The 16,196-nt window shown below is 66.5% G+C and carries 13 protein-coding genes; 4 read left to right on the forward strand and 9 right to left on the reverse strand.

The annotated features are described in order from the left end of the window. Positions 1–42 precede the first annotated feature (42 nt). Positions 43–1,242, reverse strand: a complete 1,200-nt coding sequence (locus tag DK847_RS05210) for a multidrug effflux MFS transporter (RefSeq protein ID WP_111196574.1) — start codon at positions 1,240–1,242, stop codon at positions 43–45. Continuing rightward, positions 1,242–2,039 carry a M55 family metallopeptidase gene (locus tag DK847_RS05215; protein ID WP_111196575.1) on the reverse strand — a complete coding sequence of 266 codons (798 nt, stop codon included), beginning with the start codon at positions 2,037–2,039 and terminating at the stop codon, positions 1,242–1,244. The genes DK847_RS05210 and DK847_RS05215 overlap by 1 nt, the downstream gene beginning before the upstream one ends. Before the next feature lie 73 nt (positions 2,040–2,112). Between DK847_RS05215 and DK847_RS05220 the strand changes: the two genes are divergently transcribed. From DK847_RS05220 to DK847_RS05230, 3 genes are all read left to right on the forward strand, one after another. Then, the gene (locus DK847_RS05220; protein WP_245414530.1) at positions 2,113–3,318 is read left to right on the forward strand and encodes a cytochrome P450; all 1,206 of its coding nucleotides are present in this window, start codon (positions 2,113–2,115) and stop codon (positions 3,316–3,318) included. A gap of 91 nt (positions 3,319–3,409) precedes the next feature. Beyond that, positions 3,410–5,266 (forward strand): S8 family peptidase, encoded by a 1,857-nt coding sequence (locus tag DK847_RS05225; RefSeq protein ID WP_111196577.1) that lies wholly within the window; start codon positions 3,410–3,412, stop codon positions 5,264–5,266. Positions 5,267–5,379: 113 nt separating this feature from the next. Beyond that, a complete protein-coding gene (locus DK847_RS05230) occupies positions 5,380–6,954 on the forward strand; it encodes a trimethylamine methyltransferase family protein (protein ID WP_111196578.1) in 1,575 nt (524 codons plus the stop codon). Positions 6,955–7,121: 167 nt separating this feature from the next. Here DK847_RS05230 and DK847_RS05235 read toward each other — a convergent pair whose 3' ends face one another. Beyond that, the gene (locus DK847_RS05235) at positions 7,122–8,051 is read right to left on the reverse strand and encodes a DMT family transporter (protein ID WP_111196579.1); all 930 of its coding nucleotides are present in this window, start codon (positions 8,049–8,051) and stop codon (positions 7,122–7,124) included. Positions 8,052–8,143: 92 nt separating this feature from the next. On the opposite strand from DK847_RS05235, the gene DK847_RS05240 reads away from it, so the two are divergent. After that, positions 8,144–9,601, forward strand: coding sequence for an amidase (locus DK847_RS05240; RefSeq protein WP_111196580.1), 1,458 nt, complete (start codon positions 8,144–8,146; stop codon positions 9,599–9,601). Here DK847_RS05240 and DK847_RS05245 read toward each other — a convergent pair. From DK847_RS05245 to DK847_RS05270, 6 genes are read right to left on the reverse strand one after another with little or no spacing between them, the layout of a single operon-like run. After that, positions 9,595–11,610 carry a prolyl oligopeptidase family serine peptidase gene (locus DK847_RS05245; protein WP_111196581.1) on the reverse strand — a complete coding sequence of 672 codons (2,016 nt, stop codon included), beginning with the start codon at positions 11,608–11,610 and terminating at the stop codon, positions 9,595–9,597. The two genes, DK847_RS05240 and DK847_RS05245, sit on opposite strands and share 7 nt — an antisense overlap. A 59-nt stretch (positions 11,611–11,669) precedes the next feature. Then, positions 11,670–12,491, reverse strand: a complete 822-nt coding sequence (locus DK847_RS05250) for an alpha/beta hydrolase (protein WP_146256053.1) — start codon at positions 12,489–12,491, stop codon at positions 11,670–11,672. After that, positions 12,488–13,105, reverse strand: a complete 618-nt coding sequence (locus DK847_RS05255) for a dimethylsulfonioproprionate lyase family protein (protein ID WP_111196583.1) — start codon at positions 13,103–13,105, stop codon at positions 12,488–12,490. Before DK847_RS05255 ends, DK847_RS05250 begins: the two co-directional genes overlap by 4 nt. Before the next feature lie 18 nt (positions 13,106–13,123). Further along, positions 13,124–14,257: an iron-containing alcohol dehydrogenase gene (locus DK847_RS05260; RefSeq protein ID WP_111196584.1), complete on the reverse strand. Its 1,134-nt coding sequence runs from the start codon at positions 14,255–14,257 to the stop codon at positions 13,124–13,126. A gap of 18 nt (positions 14,258–14,275) precedes the next feature. Then, a complete protein-coding gene (locus tag DK847_RS05265) occupies positions 14,276–14,992 on the reverse strand; it encodes a DUF1194 domain-containing protein (RefSeq protein WP_111196585.1) in 717 nt (238 codons plus the stop codon). A 9-nt stretch (positions 14,993–15,001) separates the two neighbouring features. Next, positions 15,002–16,117 carry an ABC transporter ATP-binding protein gene (locus DK847_RS05270; RefSeq protein ID WP_111196586.1) on the reverse strand — a complete coding sequence of 372 codons (1,116 nt, stop codon included), beginning with the start codon at positions 16,115–16,117 and terminating at the stop codon, positions 15,002–15,004. Between the last annotated feature and the right edge of the window lie 79 nt (positions 16,118–16,196).

Below are 16,196 nucleotides of genomic sequence, written 5' to 3' on the forward strand. Positions count from 1 at the left end.
TTGGTATCAGACTTGGCCGCTCCTCGGCAAGGTGCAGAAACCTCACCTCCTGCGGTGGCGCTCCGCCCATTCGGTGACGGCGAATGTGACCAGCCCCAGCCCGGCGAAGCCCGCCACCAGCGGGATCACCGTGCCATTGTAGAGCTGGCCGATGTAACCCCCGGTCAGGATGGCGATGAGGGAGGAAAGCGAGCCGATGATGGCCGCCGCCATGCCGGCGATACGGCCCATCGGCTCCATGGCGATGGCGTTGAAATTGCCGAACAGCAGGCCCGAGCAGAAGAAGCTGAGGAACAGGTAGCCCGCGATGAACCACAGCGGCGGCAGGCCCCCCATGAGCAGGCTCACCACCAGCGCCACCGCCGAGAGCGTCAGGAAGCCGCGGAGCGACCATTTCGACAGCTTCCGCATGCCATAGCGCATGACAAGGCGGGCATTGACCATCATGGCGATGGCCATGCCGCCGGCGAAGAAGGCGAACCACAGGGCGAAATAGGCGCCCTGGCCATAGAGCTCGGCGAAGACCTGCTGCGAGGTGCCGAGATAGATGATGAAGGCGCCGAAGATGGTGCCCGCCCCCACCGTGTAGCCCATGGCGATGGGGTTTCTCAGCACCTCGCCCGCAGCGTTGATGAGCGAGGAGACGGCCAGCGGCGTGCGCTTCTCGCGCGGCAGCGTCTCGTCCTGGCGGAACCACAGCCACAGCCCTGCCACGATGCCGACCACGAGGAAGCCGACGAAGATCATGCGCCAGCCGACGAACAAGAGCACCAGCGTGCCGACGGAGGGCGCCAGCATCGGCACCAGCATGAACACCATCATCACGAAGGACATGACGCGCGCCATGGCCGCCCCCGCCTGACCGTCGCGCACCATGGCGATCGACACGATGCGCGGCGAGGATGCGCCGAAGCCCTGGATGAAGCGGCCGATGAGGATCATCGGGAAGTTGACCGAGAACAGGCAGATCAGCGAGCCCAGCGCATAGAAGCTGAGGCCGATGACGATGGTGGGCTTCCTGCCCAGCGCATCCGACCATGGGCCGTAGATCAGCGTTCCCAGCGTCAGCCCGGCGAAGAAGGTGGTGATGATGTATTGCCGGCTGTTGGGATCTGCGGCGCCCAGTTCATGGGCGATGGTGCCGATGGCAGGCAGCATCGTGTCGATCGACATCGCCACCATGGCGTTGAGCAACGCCACGAGCACGATGAATTCGACACTGAGCCTGTCCGTTCCCCGCATCACGTCACGTAGTTGAGCATGCGCAGCACGTCGAAATAGTGGTTGGTCTCGAAGCGAACGGTGCGGTTTCCGACATGTTCCATGCCGGGATACCACTGGTGGCGCGCCGCCAGCACCGGGTTGGAATAGGCGATCTCGACGATCACGTGCTCCGGCACCTCGAGCAGCGAGGCCTTGAGGTCACCGCGCAGCGCGGCGGCGGCCCCGTCGCGGATCGCCTTCACCGCCGCGGCGGGCGTCATGGAGATGGTGGACTGGCCGCGGCCTTCCTTCACCGCGCAGCGTCCGACATGCGGGTTCACCTCCTCGATTTCCGCCATCAGCCCCCTGTCGCCGCTCACGAACACCGTCGGCACGCCCAGCATGGAGGAGGCCAGCGCATGGATCAGGTATTCGGACGCGCGCCGCCCGTTGATGCGGATCTCGGCGGCATCATGCGACAGCGTGTGGGCGAGGCTGTTCTCCTCGGAACCCGCGGCGGAATGGTAGCCGATCATCATCACCGCATCGAAGCTCTCGTCGAGGTCCTGCACCATGCAGAGCGGGTGCCCCTGCCATGCCCGGATCAGCCGCACGTCGGCCGGCAGCATGGAGGCGATGATGTTGCGGCCGGAGGAATGGGCATCCTTCACCAGGATCTCGCTGGCCCCCGCGATCTTGGCGCCCTCGATGGCGGCGACGGCTTCCCTTGTCATCTGCTCGCGGAATTCCTGCCAGTCGGCATGGTTCTTCCCGGCCTCGTCCCAGTGGGTGATGCCGGCGCAGCCTTCGATGTCGACGCTGATGTAGACCTTCATGTTCTTCCCCCAAACCTCGAAGCTTCATAGCCGGACTTGCGCCGGAATGCGAATTCGCAGGAAGATGGCAGCCATGCGCATTGATAAAGCTCGTCGTTCCGTGATCCTCGATCCGGTGGACCCGGACTTCTACAACGACCCCTACCCCGCCTATCACGCCATCCGGGCGGACCTTCCCGTGTTCAGATGGGAACACTATGGCATCTGGTGCTTCGCCCGCTTCGAGGACGTCAACGCCCTGCTGCGCGATCGCCGCTTCGGCCGCCAGATCCTGCATGTTGCGAGCCGCGACGAACTGGGCTGGGCCGAGACGCCGCAGCACCTCAAGCCCTTCTACGACTTCGAATCGCATTCGCTGCTGGAGCTTGAGCCGCCGGTGCACACGAGGCTGCGCAGCCTCATCAACCGCTCCTTCCTGTCGCGCCAGGTGGAGCGGCTCAGGCCCGCCATCACGCGCCTTGCCAATGGCCTGATCGACCGTTTCGAAGGGCGCGGCGAGGCAGAGCTGCTCAGCGAATTCGCCACGCCCATCCCGGTCATCGTCATCTGCGATCTGCTCGGTGTCCCCACCGACATGGCGCAGCAGCTGCTCGCCTGGTCGCACGACATGGTTGCGATGTACCAGGCCCGCCGCGACCGCGCGATCGAGGACCGCGCGGTGAAGGCCACCGTCGCCTTCTCCGCTTTCATGCGGGACTACATCACCGCGCGCCGGAAGCAGCCGAAGGACGATCTCCTCTCCGCGCTCATCCGGGCGGAGGAACAGGGCGCGAAGCTGACGGAAGACGAGCTCGTCACCACCGCCATCCTGCTCCTGAACGCCGGCCACGAGGCCACCGTCCATGCGCTGGGCAACGGCATCAAGTGCCTGCTCGAACAGAACATCCGCGACGGCATCGACGAGGCCTGCGTCGAGGAAACCCTCAGATACGACCCGCCGCTCCACCTCTTCACCCGCTATGCGCTGGAAGACCTCGACTATGCGGGGATCCGCCTGAAGAAAGGTGAGAGCGTCGGCCTCATGCTGGGGGCGGCCAACCGCGACCCGGCGCGCTTCCCCGAGCCCGACCGCTTCATCCGGAACAGGGAGCCCAACCCGCAGGTGGCCTTCGGTGCGGGCATCCATTTCTGCATCGGCGCGCCGCTGGCGCGCCTCGAACTGCAGGTCGCCCTGCCACTCCTGTTCCAGCGCCTGCCGCGGCTGGCGCTGGCCGAACCGCCCCGTTACCGGAATGCCTATCATTTCCATGGGCTGGAGCGGCTGAAGGTGGAATTCTGATGTTCCTGACGTTACGGCAGATTTAACTATACATCCATCGCGTGGGAGTTTAGGGAGGTGAACACACGTTAAAGACGAGTAAGGAGCCGCAATGCGACGCTTGTTCCTGGCTGTATTCCTGGGCGTATTTGCGCTCGGGGCTCCTTCATCCGCCGCCGAAAGGGCTGATCTTGCCGCAGCACAGCGCACCGCCGCGCTGCAGGCGCTGACGGCGAAGGCCGTGCAAGCGGGAACGGTCGACGTGATCGTTGGCTTCAACGTGCCATTCTCGCCCGAAGCGGAGCTCGATCCGAAGGCCGCTGCCGCCCAGGAGCGGGCCATCGCAGCGGCCGCCGCCGCGTTCCGGGTGCGCTATGCATCCATCATCAAGCGGGCGCCTGACCGCCTCCGGACCTACACCACCCTGCCCTTCGCCGCCCTGCAGGTGACCGCCGCAGACCTGCAGCTGCTCGGCGCCGACACGGCCATTCTGACGCTCGAGGACAATGGCAGGCTCACCAGCCAGCTGCAGCAGTCCGGGCCGCAGATCGGCGCGCCGGCGGCCTGGCTCGCAGGCTTCACCGGCAAGGGCCAGACGATTGCCGTCCTCGACTCCGGCATCGACAAGACGCACCCGTTTCTGAAGGGCAAGGTGATCTCCGAAGCCTGCTACTCCTATCTCGGCCAATGTCCGGGCAGGCGGACGGAATCGACCGCGGCGGGTTCGGCCGTGCCCTGCACCTGGGCGGGCTGCGAACACGGCACGCATGTTGCGGGCATCGCGGCGGGGCGTGGCGCCGCCTTCTCCGGCATCGCGCCAGACGCCAGGCTGATGTCCGTGCGCGTCGCGTCCCATGACGATGGCGGAAGCTTCGTGATGGTCAGCGACATGATCGCCGGGCTCGAGCGGGTGGCGAAGCTGGCAAAATCCAATACGATCGCGGCTGTCAATCTCAGCCTGGGCGGAACGGCCAAATTCACCGAATACTGTGACGACGCCTACCCCGCCGCCGATGCGGCGTTCCGACTGCTGTATGCCAGCAACGTCGCGGTTGTCGCCGCAAGCGGCAACGACGGTTTCCTAGACGGGCTTGCCTTTCCCGCCTGCCTGAGCAGCGCGGTCAGCGTCGGCGCGGTGTTCGATGCGGCGGCAGCACCCTGCGACGCGGGCGGACCAGCGGCGAGGGTTGACGACGTTGCCTGTTTCTCCAACTCCGCTCCCTTCCTCTCCCTCCTCGCTCCGGGCGCTGCGATCTATTCCTCGGTTCCCGGTGGCGGCTTCGACACGCTCTCCGGAACGTCCATGGCGGCGGCGCACGTGGCGGCGGCCTTCGCCATTCTCCGGCAGAAGTTCCCGCAGGCGCCGGTCGGCACGCTGCGCGTCGCCCTGCGGCATTCGGGCAGGCCGATCACCGATCAGCGCAATGGCGCCGTCACGCCGCGCATCCAGGTGGATGCCGCATTCGAAGAGGTTCAGCAGGTGAACGTCACGATCATCGGCAAGGGCTCCGTCAGGATCAATCCGTGGGCCGTGGCGGCCTGCACCGCCAGCTGCTCGCTGTACGTGCCAATGGGCTCCTCCGTCGGGCTGAGGACGGCCCCGGCCCCTGGGCAGGCCTTCGCCGGCTGGACAGGAGACTGCACGCGCAGCCCATGTGACTTCGACGTGTGGTCGCCGAAGTCGGTGACGGCGCGTTTCGCGCCCGGCGCGAGGCTGACGGTCAAGATAGGGCCGGCGCCGGGAGGGGTCCAGGTCACGGCCCTGGGAGAGGTCACAAATTCCTATGGCAGCTTTTCCGGCTTCTACCCAGTCGGCACGCAGATCGGATTGAACCCCCTGACCGTCGGCGGAGAAGGCGAGCCGCCCATCTCGAATTTTGCCGGCTGGACGGGCCCCTGCCAGGTCACAGGCGATTACTGCGGCGTGACCCTGCGCAAGGACACCGTGGTGTCGGCCCGGTTCCAGTAGGCTGCACCACGCCGCGTCGTTTCTTGGCTGTTCTCTGACGTTTTAATCCACGCCGCCATGGCCGGTTGAGCGTAAATCCGCTCCACGTGAAAACTTCTCAACAGGCCTTTGACATGACCGACGTCCAGCCCGCCTCGTCCTCCGGCCGCCGCGCCCGCGGGGGTGCCGATGCCCGCCGCGCCGCCCGTACCTCGACCGCCGTCAGGCAGTCCGGCTTCATCCGCCGCGCCATCAAGCCTTATGAGCCCTTCAGCGACGATCAACTCGAGCTGATCGAAGCCAATGCCGAGATCGTGCTGCAGGAAGTCGGCATCGACTTCTACGAGGACGAGGAAGCCGTCCGCATGTGGAAGGACGCGGGCGCCGACGTGAAGCCGTCTGCCACCGACCCCAAGCGCTTCCGCGTGCGCTTCCCCAAGGGCCTCGTCCGCTCGCTCATCAAGACGGCGCCCCGCGAATACGTCCAGCATGCGCGCAACCCCGCCAACAACGTGACGATCGGCGGCAACAACACGGTCTTCGCGCCCGTCTATGGCCCGCCCTTCATCCGCAACCTCGACGAGGGCCGCCGCTACGCCACGATCGAGGACTTCCGCAACTTCGCCAAGCTCGTCTACATGCTGCCGAGCCTGCACCATGCCGGCGGCACGCTGTGCGAGCCCGTCGACATTCCGGTGGCCAAGCGCCACCTCGACATGATCTACACCCACATCAAGTATTCCGATAAGCCCTTCATGGCCTCGGTGACGGCGGGCGAGCGCTCGGCCGACTCGGTCGCCATGGCGGAGATGGTCTTCGGCAAGGACTTCGTCGACCAGAACTGCGTGATGACCTCGCTCATCAACGCCAATTCGCCGATGGTGTGGGACGGCGTCATGCTCGGCGCCCTCAAGGTTCTCGCCCGCGCCAACCAGGCCTGCGTGATCTCGCCCTTCATCGTCGCGGGCGCCATGTCGCCGGTGACCACGGTCGGCACGCTGACGCAGATCCTGGCGGAAGCCTCGGTCGGCATCGCCTTCACGCAGCTCTGCCGCCCCGGTGCGCCGGTGGTCTTCGGCACCTTCGCGGCCTCGATGTCGATGCAGTCGGGTGCGCCGACCTTCGGCAGCCCCGAGCCTGCCATGGTCACCTTCGGCGCGGCCCAGCTTGCGCGCCGCATGGGCGTTCCCTTCCGCTCCGGCGGCAGCCTCTGCGGCTCGAAGCTTCCCGATGCGCAGGCGGCCTATGAGAGCGCCAACACCATGTGGTCGACGCTGCTTTCGGGCGTCAATTTCTGCCTCCATGCCGCGGGCTGGCTCGAGGGCGGCCTCGCATCCGGCTACGAGAAGCTGATCATGGATGCCGACCAGCTGACCATGTTCCAGAAATTCGCGCAGGGCGTCGACTTCTCCGAGAACGGCCAGGCGCTGGACGCCATCCGCGAGGTGGGCCCCGGCTCGCATTACCTGGGCTGCGCCCACACCCAGGCCAATTTCGAGACCGCCTTCTGGCGTTCGGGCCTCGCCGACAACAACTCCTTCGAGCAGTGGCGCGACGAGGGCGAGAAGGACATCGTCGTCCGCGCCAACGAGCGCTGGAAGCAGATGCTGCGCGACTATGAAGCCCCCGCACTCGACGAGAGCATCGACGAGCAGCTGCAGGCCTTCATGGCAAAGCGCAAGGAAGTGCTGCCGGACAACGTGAGCTGAGCCGACGCGACAATTTCCTCCCAAACTTAAACGGCCGGGCCGCAACGCCCGGCCTTTTCTTTGCCCGTCAACCCCTCCCTGCCGTCACACCGGCGAAGGGGGGTAGCTCTTTTGACCGCGGGTGCTGAACCAAAGCTGGATTCCGGCCTTCGCCGGAATGACGGCATTCAAGGTGGAGCTTCGCGTGCCGGCTTCCTGAGTTCCCTCCACGTGTGATAGCCCACCCCGCCCACCACCAGCGCCGTTCCCAGCGCATGTGACCAGGTGAAGGCCTCGCCCAGCAGCACGACGGCGAAATAGATCGTCAGCAGCGGCGAGACGTTGGAGATCATCGCGGTCGAGGTGGCGCCGATCTTCGCCATTCCTGCGTTGACGAAGAAGGATGGAATCACCGTGGCGAGAAGCCCCGTGCCTGCCGCCAGCAGGAAGTAGTGCCAGGACATCGAGGTATCGAGGTGGCCGCGCACGATGAAGACATGGGCCAGCGTGGTGATGGCCGCGGCGGAGAGCGCCACCGAGGTGAAGAGCGTTGCCCCCATCTCGGAGATATAGCGCTTGGCCATCAGCTGGTAGACAGCGAAGGCGACCGCCGAGCCCAGCACCAGCAGCGTGCCGAGCGACACATTGGACCCGCCCTCGCTGAAGTCCGTGGCGAAGACCACCGCGAGGCCGAGATAGGAGACGAGCGCCGCGATCAGGCTTGTCCGGGTGAGCTTCATGCCGAAGAAGGCCGCCCCGATGAAGATGAGGAAGATCGGATATGTGAAGAGGGCCAGCCGCTCGAGCTGGGCCGTGACATAGAGCAGCCCGCCAAAATCGAGGATCATGGCCAGATAGTAGCCAATGAGGCCGATGCCGATCGCCCCCAGGACAGCACCCCGCCGCGGCATGGGCCTGCCCTCGGCCCTTCTGCGCGCCACCTCGATTGCCCCCACCACCACGAAGACGGGCAGCGCGAAGACCATGCGCCAGGCGAGGATGAGCAGCGCATCGTAGCGCTCCACATAGGCCAGCTTGATGAAGATGGCCTTGGAGGCGAAGAGTGCCGAGCCCGCCGCGACGAGCGAATATCCGATGATGAGGGCGCGGCGGTCCATCGCGGCTCTCTATACCGTGCAGGGCTGCCCGTCAGCCCGGGGGATTGCAGTTCTGGCATGCGGCGATAGGCTGGCACCGACAGGAGTTCGCCATGCCCGCCCTTCCCCTCCATTTCCGTTCCGCCACCGAGCTCGCCCGCCTGCTGCGCTCGGGGAAAACCACCGCCACCGCCCTGCTGGAAGATTGCCTCGACCAATACAAGGCACACAACAAGGCGCTCAATGCCGTGGTGGTGACCGACATTCCCCGCGCCAAAAAGGCTGCCCGCGCGGCGGACCGGCGGCTGAAGGCGGGAAAGCCCATGGGCCCCTTCGACGGCGTGCCGATGACCGCCAAGGAAAGCTTCGACATGAAGGGGCTTCCCTCCACCTGGGGTGACCCGCGCTTCAGGGACAATATCGCCTCGACCGATGCGGTGGCCATGCAGCGGCTGGAGGCGGCGGGTGCCGTGGTCTATGGCAAGACCAATGTGCCGCTCATGCTGGCCGACTGGCAGAGCTACAACGCCATCTACGGCACCACCAACAACCCGTGGGACCTGGCGCGTGCACCCGGCGGCTCGTCGGGCGGGTCCGCGGTGGCATTGGCCACCGGCATGTCGGCGCTCGAGATCGGCTCCGACATCGGCGCCTCGATCCGCAATCCGGCACATTACTGCGGCGTCTATGGCCACAAGCCCACCTGGGGCGTGGTGCCCTACCAGGGTCATTTGCTGCCCGGCGTGGTGCAGCCGGGCGACATCACGGTGGCAGGCCCGCTGGCCCGTTCGGCGCGCGACCTCGCCACGATGATGAAGATCATCGCCGGACCCGTGGGGCCGGAGGCGCGCGGCTATGCCCTCACCCTCCCGCCCGCGCCGCAGAAGACGCTGAAGGAGTTCCGTGTTGCCGTGATGGTCACCGACGAGCAGTCGGAGGTGGACTTGAGCGTGCAGGACCTGCTGGGCAAGCTCACCCAGTTCCTCGGCAGGAGGGTCAAGAAGCTCTCCACCACGGCGCGCCCCGCCTTCACCAGCAAGGAGGCGATGGATGTCTATATCGCGCTGCTGCGCTCGGCGACGAGCCGCCGCCAGTCCGATGCGGAGTTCGCGGCCAATTCCGCCAAGGTCGCGGCCTCCGACCCGAGGGACGACAGCTACCTCACCAAGATGCTGCGCGCCTATGTGCTGCCGCACCGCGACTGGCTCAGATACAACGAGCGCCGCCACCAGATGCGTCTGTTGTGGGACCAGTTCTTCGACGACTGGGACGTGATGATCTGCCCCGCCGCGGCCTCCGCCGCCTTCCCGCATGACCATGTGGGCGAGCGCCATGAGCGCAAGATCACGGTCAACGGCAGGCCTGTTCCGACTACGGATCAATTGTTCTGGGCGGGTTACTCCGGCTGCTTCCTGCTGCCCTCCACCGTGGCGCCCATGGGGCTCACGCCCGAGGGCCTGCCCGCCGGCGTGCAGATCATCACCCGGCAATATGCCGACTACACCGCGATCCGCTTCGCCGAACTGCTTGAAAGGGAATATGCGGGCTTCGTGCCGCCGCCGGGCTACTGATCGAGCTTCAGCGCCCAGCGCAGGAAGGCAAAGCCCAGCGCCATTTCGCGTGCCGTCTCGAAACTCGCACCGCCGCCACCATGGCCGCCGCGATGTTCCATGTAGAATGGCTGGTGCCCCGCCGCCCGCAGCGCAGCCGCGAAGCGGCGTGCGTGCGAAGGGTCCACCCTGTCGTCCCGCTCATGAGTGTCGATCAGGGCCGGCGGCAGGGGCCGGTCGGGAATGTTGTGGAGGGGTGAATAGGCCCGCAGCCATTCACGCGCCTCGGGATCGTCCGGATCGCCATATTCATCGATCCAGGCCCGCCCGGCGGGAAAGCGGGTGAAGTTCAGCATGTCGTGGACTCCGACATTGGCCCAGACGGCGCCGAAGCGCTCGGGATAGCGCGTCAGCATCACGCCGCAGAGCAACCCGCCATTGGAGATGCCATGGCATGCGACGTGGCCTTGCGTGGTGATGCCGCGCGCCACGAGGTCGGCCGCCACGGCGGCAAAATCGGCGAAGCTGCGCTGGCGCCCGGCGCCCTTCGCGGGTTCATGCCAGCCAGGGCCGAATTCGCCGCCACCACGGATATGTGCCTCGACATAGGCCCCGCCCCGCTCGATCCACGCCTTTCCCGTGAGGGCGCGATAGCCCGGATCGAGGCTGATGCCGAAGCCGCCATAGCCATGGAGCAGCACCGCAAGGTCACCCCGCCCCGCATGGCCCCGCGGCAGCACGACGTGATAGGGAATCTGCACCCCGTCATCGCTCCGCGCCGACCACAGCGCCACCTCGCAGCCCGACGCATCAAAGCGCCCCGGCGCGGCATGGAGCAGGCGGAAGCCGATGCCCTCCACGCCCTTCGACAGGTCGAAGAGCCAGTATTGCATGGGCGTGAGATAGCCCGTGGCGGTGAGCACCAGCGTGCCGTCGCTGAGGTCCGGCTGCGTATCGAAGGGCAGGACCCGCATGGTGTCCGCCACCACCGGCGGGATGATTTCCTGCGGGGTCGCGTCCACCCGGCGCGTATCGAGCGCCATGATGTGAGGCACGAGCTGGCGCATCTCGGTCCACACCAGCCAGTCGCCCGCGAAGACGAGGTCAGGTGACCGCACGGCGCCCCCGGCGCGCGGCGCGAACAGGATCCGCTCGTCGCTGCCGTCGTGACGGCTGATCACCAGCGTGCCGGAGGGATGCACGCCCTCCTCGCTCGCGACCCAGGCGCAGAAGGCATGATTGAAGGCCGGAATGGTGTCGGGCGGATTGGGCAGCACCACCGGCCCACGGCCCGCCCGCAGCAGCGTGACGCGCGCCTTGCCGATGGCCTTGTACTCCAGGTGCACCGCGAAGAGTTCGCGTCCGCCAAGCCGGCTGACCCAGCCCGATACCTCCAGGTTATCGTCATCGGTGCGAAGCAGCAGGCTTGCCTCTTCCCGCTTGCCCCCCCGCTTCAGCCGCCGCAGGGCGCCGGGCCACCCGGAGCGTGTCGCATCGCCCGGCGCGGCGGATGCCAGCAGCAGGCTGTCCGGGCCTTCCCAGCGCGCTTCGCTGCGGTCGGGCCCGATGTCGAAACCGCCCGGCACGAAGCTGCACCGTTCGAGATCGAATTCCACGCTGCGCGTCAGGTCGGAGCTTTCCTCGGACAGCTGGATCAGCACCTGCGCGGCATTGAACGGGTTGGTCTGGGTTCCGCGCCAGTCCCACAGCCTGCCGGTTCCGGCGCAGAACGCGTCGAGGTCGAAGACCGTCTCCCAGGGCGCCTCGGGCGTGATCGGCACGGCCTCGGGCAGGCGAAGCCAGCGTCCGCGCGGATGATCAGCCGTCTGGCGGAAGGTGTAGATGAAGGATCCGCGGCGGGCGAGATGCCAAATGTCGTCCGGAGCCTCCAGGATGCTCCGCAACGCAGCCTCCTCGGCCGCCCGCGCCGGGCCACCGAAGGCTGCTTCGGTGCGGGCGTTTTCGCGTGTCACGAACCGGGCGATGGCCGGCGCGTCGGATTCGAGCTCGGGGAACGGAAAGTCGTCCATGACTGTCACATCCGGCGGATTAAGCACGCCAAGGATGTATCATGCCAAGTGGGTGACGGCTATCGGAGAGGCACCGACTCCCGGAAAAATGCCACCTCGCGCTCCCAGACACCGCGGTCGAACACCGCATCATGGCCTTCGCCCGGCACGATCACCAGCCGCTTCGGCTCATTGGCCATGGCGAAGAGTGCGCGGCCCTGCGCCACGGGCACGATGGTGTCGGCATCGCCATGCTGGATCAGGAGCGGCGCCTTCACCCGGGCGATGTGGTCCCTCGTGCGGAACTGGTCCTTCATGAGGAGGCGCACCGGGAGCCACCAGTAGATGTCGGCCGCGATGTCGACCGTCGCGGTGTAGGGCGCTTCCAGCGCGACAGCGGCCACGGGCCTTTGCGCGGCGAGCTGCACCGCGACACCGGTGCCAAGCGACTCGCCCAGCAGCATGATGCGGTCCGGTGGCACGCCCTTCGCCCGCAGCACGTCATAGGCCGTCAGCGCATCGGTGAGGAGGCCCTGCTCCGAGATCTTGCCGGTGCTCGCACCATAACCGCGGTAGGAGACGAACATCACGCCGAGGCCCTGCGCCTGCAGAAAGGCGAAGCGCTCCGTCCGGTCGGCGACCTCGCCGCCATTGCCATGGAAGAACAGCACGGTGGGCTGGCCCGGCCGTGCGGGGGAATACCACAGCACGATGGTCTCGCCGTCGGGCGTTGTCACCCGTTCCTCGGTGACGTTCGCCAGACCCAGTGCCTGGGGCGGGGTACCCTTGTGCGCAGGGTGGTACTGGAAACTGCGCTGCTGGAGATACATGAAGACCGCGATGGCCACATAGGCGAGCACGGCGATGGTCAGCACCAGCCGCAACAGGGCAAGCGCGCTCATGCCAGTTGCGCCGGCGTCGCCGTGTCCCGCGTCCAGCACCACAGGGCCAGAAGAGGTGTGGCGCGGGTGATGGTGGCATGCAGCGCCATGGACGGATGCCAGATGATGGCGCCCTGCGGCTGTTCCACGAAGGGGCCGCCGTCGCGGCTCCAGAAGCTTCCCGCCGTGAGCGGCCAGTAGAGTTCGGGCGCGGGATGGTAGTGATCGCGGTAATGCCGCTCCGGCCCCAGCATCAGGAGGCCGAGCAGGACGTCATCGCCCGGGAAAAATCCGCGCGGGCCGATGATCTCCGCCCAGCCATAATTCTCGGAGAAACCGGCGCCGAGAAGATCGTCCGTATAGCTAGCCGACTGCTGCCACTGCAGCGCATCCTCAACCGACGCGATGGCGGAGGCGAGGCGGGGATCGAGCACCATGGCCTCGCCGACACATTGCGGCAGATGCCTCAGGACCGGAAGGCTGCGCGGTTCGGGTTCACGGAAGGCGCCTGGTCCGATGTCCTGTTGCGCAAGGCGCTCCAGCACCTCGGCAAGGCCTTCGCCCCGCCGGGCCGCGAGCCCTGCTGCCGCGGTGGTGACCAGACGGCGCACGTTGTCAAAGAGGTCCTGATTCATGCCGGTCGATCTATCAGCTCAGCGTAGCGACAGGAAGCGCTCGGCCAGCATCACGAGGTCACCGTCCGTTGGGTAGCGCAGCGTCGACTTGCGCATCGGGGCATTGGCGGGGGCGGCCATGTGCCTCGCCAACGCCTCCGCCGTTATACCGGAAAGGCCGGGCGACACGGCCACTCCGCTCGCCCGGACAAGGCGGTCGAAACCCGCCACTGCATCATTCGTACCCATGGCCTCGCTTACGCGCGCGAAGCCCGGGCGGTTTCCTTCCGCAACCCAATCCATGGTGGCCAGCATGGCGAGGCCGGTGGCCCGGCCATGCGCAATGGGTGCGAGATTGGCCACCGCATGGGAAATGTTGTGGGCCAGTGCGGTTCCACAATTGTCGATGCCGATGCCGCCATAGCAGGCGGCGAGCAGCATGGCGCCACGGGCCGCGAGGTCAGCGGGATGCGTCACCGCGCGCTCGAGATTGGCGGCAATGAGGCTGATGGCCTTGAGGCAATAAAGATCATTGCCGGGATTGGCCTGCTTGTTGGTGGCCGCCTCGATCGCGTGCACCAGCGCATCGAGCCCCGATCCGGCCGTCACCGCTGCAGGCAGTGCGACGGACAGCTCCGGGTCGAGGATCGCCACGTCCGGCTTCAGCTCCTCGCCCCAGGCCCAGACCTTCACCTTGTTCGCATCGGCATAGACCGAGACGCGCGTCACCTCGGAGCCGGTGCCCGCCGTCGTCGGCACGGCAATGAGGGCCAAGCGGTTCTTCGGCAAGGGCGTGGCGCGGAGCGCATAGGCGGCGGCGGGCTGACCCGACACCGCGCAGCAGGCGACGAGCTTTGCCGTGTCCAGCGCCGAACCACCGCCCAGCCCGATCACCGCTTTCGCGTCATGCCGGCGCGCCTGCGTCGCGGCGGCATCGATGTCGGCGACCGAGGGTTCGCCGGTGAACCCGTCATAGACCTCCGTTGCGTGTCCGGCCCTGGCGAGAATGTCGACGGCCTGCGCCGTGATGCCGAGTTCCTTCAGTGCCGGATCGGCGACGAGCAGCACGGCTGCCCCCTTCCCCGCCTTCGCCTCCGCCAGCGGTGCGATGTCGCCAAGGCGGCCTGCGCCGAAGCGGATTTCAGGAACGAAGCTCAGGGTGAAGCTGGACATGAGGCACTCTCTTCGAAATCAGGTGATGCCAGGCCCGGTGATCTCGCGCAGCAGCTTGCGCAGGATGGCTTGCGCATAGGCATCATAGTCATTGGCGGGGATGACGAAGTGGCCCGTGCCGCCGGCCACGTTGGCCTCGAAATAGGTGTCGAGCGTTGGCCACTCGTTCAGGATCGTCAGGCCGTTGATGGTGATGCCCTGGGCCACCACGCGGTCCCGCACCGGCGCCACCGGCGGCCCGCTGTTGTTGCGGCCGTCGGTCGACACGTCGATCACGCGGCGCTCGGCGGCGGGGGCGGCGGCAAACAGCGCGGAGGAAAAGGTCAGCGCCATGGACAGCGACGTCCCGCCCTCCGTCAACTGGCGCTGGGTGTGCATGAAGATCTGGCCCAGCTCGTCGGCATCGGCCCCGCCGGATACGACCGTCCACGGCACCACGACCTTCTGGTTGCGGTCATCCGACCATTGCACGGCCGTCACCGCGATGCGCTGGCGCACGCCCTGCGCGATCGCCCGCTTCACGGCCTCGGTCTGGAAGGCCTGGCCCAGGCCGCGCATCTGCACGGCGAATTCACGGGAGTCGACGCTGAAGGAACAGTCTATCGCCAGCACCAGTGCCAGGTCGACCTCATAGTCGTCGGCCCGGCCCGCCGGCAGCGGCATGAGAAGACAGAAAGAGACGGCAAGGCCGATGAGCCAGCACGCGATCAGTCGAAACCCGCGGCTGGCTGCCATCACCTCACCTCAGTGCCGGAACTCGGCAAAGTCCAGTGCGCGGCAATCCGCAGCTTTCCAGCCCACCTGCACCTGGCGACCCTCGGCCACATGCTCCGAGGCACCCTTGTTCGGCACCTTGACGATGAAGTCGTCATGGCCCGCCACCTCGAGCCGCGCCCGGATGTGATCGCCCAGGTAGATGAGCTCGGCGATGCGGCCGGACAGGATCACGTCCGCCGTCTGGGCATTGGGATTGATCTCGACGCGCTCAGGGCGGACGGAAAGCAGCGTGCGGCCGCCCTTCTCGCGCGGGCCGATGGCCAGCGCCTTCACCATCTCGCCGGTCTCGAGCTTCACGGTCGCCACATTGTCGGCGCCGATCTCGGCCACGGTGCCCTTGAGCTTGTTGTTCTCGCCGATGAACTGCGCGACGAAGGAATTGACCGGGCGCTCATAGAGCTCGGCGGGCGTCGAGAGCTGCTGCACGATGCCATCGTTGAACACCGCGATGCGGTTCGACATGGTGAGCGCTTCCGACTGGTCATGCGTCACATAGACCATGGTGACGCCGAGGCGCTCATGGATGTGCTTGATCTCGTACTGCATCTGCTCGCGCAGCTGCTTGTCCAGCGCCCCCAGCGGCTCGTCCATCAGCACCAGGTCGGGCTCGAAGACGAGGGCCCGGGCGACCGCGATGCGCTGCTGCTGGCCGCCCGAAAGCTGGCCGGGGCGGCGGTTGCCCATCTGCGGCAGCTCCACCATCTTGAGCACCTTGGCGACGCGCTCCTCGATCTCGGCCTTGGGAACGTTCCGGACCTGCAGCGGGAAGGCCAGATTCTCGTTGATCGACATGTGGGGAAAGAGCGCATAGTTCTGGAACACCATGCCGATGCCGCGCTTGTGCGGCGGCACGTTGTTGATCGGCTGGTCCTTGAGGTAGATTTCGCCATGGGTCGCGGGCTCGAAGCCCGCCAGCATCATCAGCGTCGTGGTCTTGCCGGAGCCCGAGGGGCCGAGCATGGTGAGGAACTCGCCCTTGGCGATGTCGAGGTTGAGGTTCTTCACGACGAGCGTTTCGCCGTCATAACTCTTCTGCACATTGACGAAGCGAACCATCGCGTCGCTGGCGGCGTCCTTGGCCATTCCCCTGTGTCCTCACCCTGTACGTGTTTTATGGCTGCTTGAGAAAATATCATAGGGCGCGGGCCCGGGGATGCAAGTC

Source organism: Aestuariivirga litoralis (assembly GCF_003234965.1).
GTDB lineage: Bacteria > Pseudomonadota > Alphaproteobacteria > Rhizobiales > Aestuariivirgaceae > Aestuariivirga > Aestuariivirga litoralis.

What these genes read in the sequence shown, in the direction of transcription:
- DK847_RS05210 (WP_111196574.1), bottom strand. Translation starts at nt 1,242, where the DNA reads ATGCGGGGAACGGACAGGCTCAGTGTCGAATTCATCGTGCTCGTGGCG.
- DK847_RS05215 (WP_111196575.1), bottom strand. Translation starts at nt 2,039, where the DNA reads ATGAAGGTCTACATCAGCGTCGACATCGAAGGCTGCGCCGGCATCACC.
- DK847_RS05220 (WP_245414530.1), top strand. Translation starts at nt 2,113, where the DNA reads ATGCGCATTGATAAAGCTCGTCGTTCCGTGATCCTCGATCCGGTGGAC.
- DK847_RS05225 (WP_111196577.1), top strand. Translation starts at nt 3,410, where the DNA reads ATGCGACGCTTGTTCCTGGCTGTATTCCTGGGCGTATTTGCGCTCGGG.
- DK847_RS05230 (WP_111196578.1), top strand. Translation starts at nt 5,380, where the DNA reads ATGACCGACGTCCAGCCCGCCTCGTCCTCCGGCCGCCGCGCCCGCGGG.
- DK847_RS05235 (WP_111196579.1), bottom strand. Translation starts at nt 8,051, where the DNA reads ATGGACCGCCGCGCCCTCATCATCGGATATTCGCTCGTCGCGGCGGGC.
- DK847_RS05240 (WP_111196580.1), top strand. Translation starts at nt 8,144, where the DNA reads ATGCCCGCCCTTCCCCTCCATTTCCGTTCCGCCACCGAGCTCGCCCGC.
- DK847_RS05245 (WP_111196581.1), bottom strand. Translation starts at nt 11,610, where the DNA reads ATGGACGACTTTCCGTTCCCCGAGCTCGAATCCGACGCGCCGGCCATC.
- DK847_RS05250 (WP_146256053.1), bottom strand. Translation starts at nt 12,491, where the DNA reads ATGAGCGCGCTTGCCCTGTTGCGGCTGGTGCTGACCATCGCCGTGCTC.
- DK847_RS05255 (WP_111196583.1), bottom strand. Translation starts at nt 13,105, where the DNA reads ATGAATCAGGACCTCTTTGACAACGTGCGCCGTCTGGTCACCACCGCG.
- DK847_RS05260 (WP_111196584.1), bottom strand. Translation starts at nt 14,257, where the DNA reads ATGTCCAGCTTCACCCTGAGCTTCGTTCCTGAAATCCGCTTCGGCGCA.
- DK847_RS05265 (WP_111196585.1), bottom strand. Translation starts at nt 14,992, where the DNA reads ATGGCAGCCAGCCGCGGGTTTCGACTGATCGCGTGCTGGCTCATCGGC.
- DK847_RS05270 (WP_111196586.1), bottom strand. Translation starts at nt 16,117, where the DNA reads ATGGCCAAGGACGCCGCCAGCGACGCGATGGTTCGCTTCGTCAATGTG.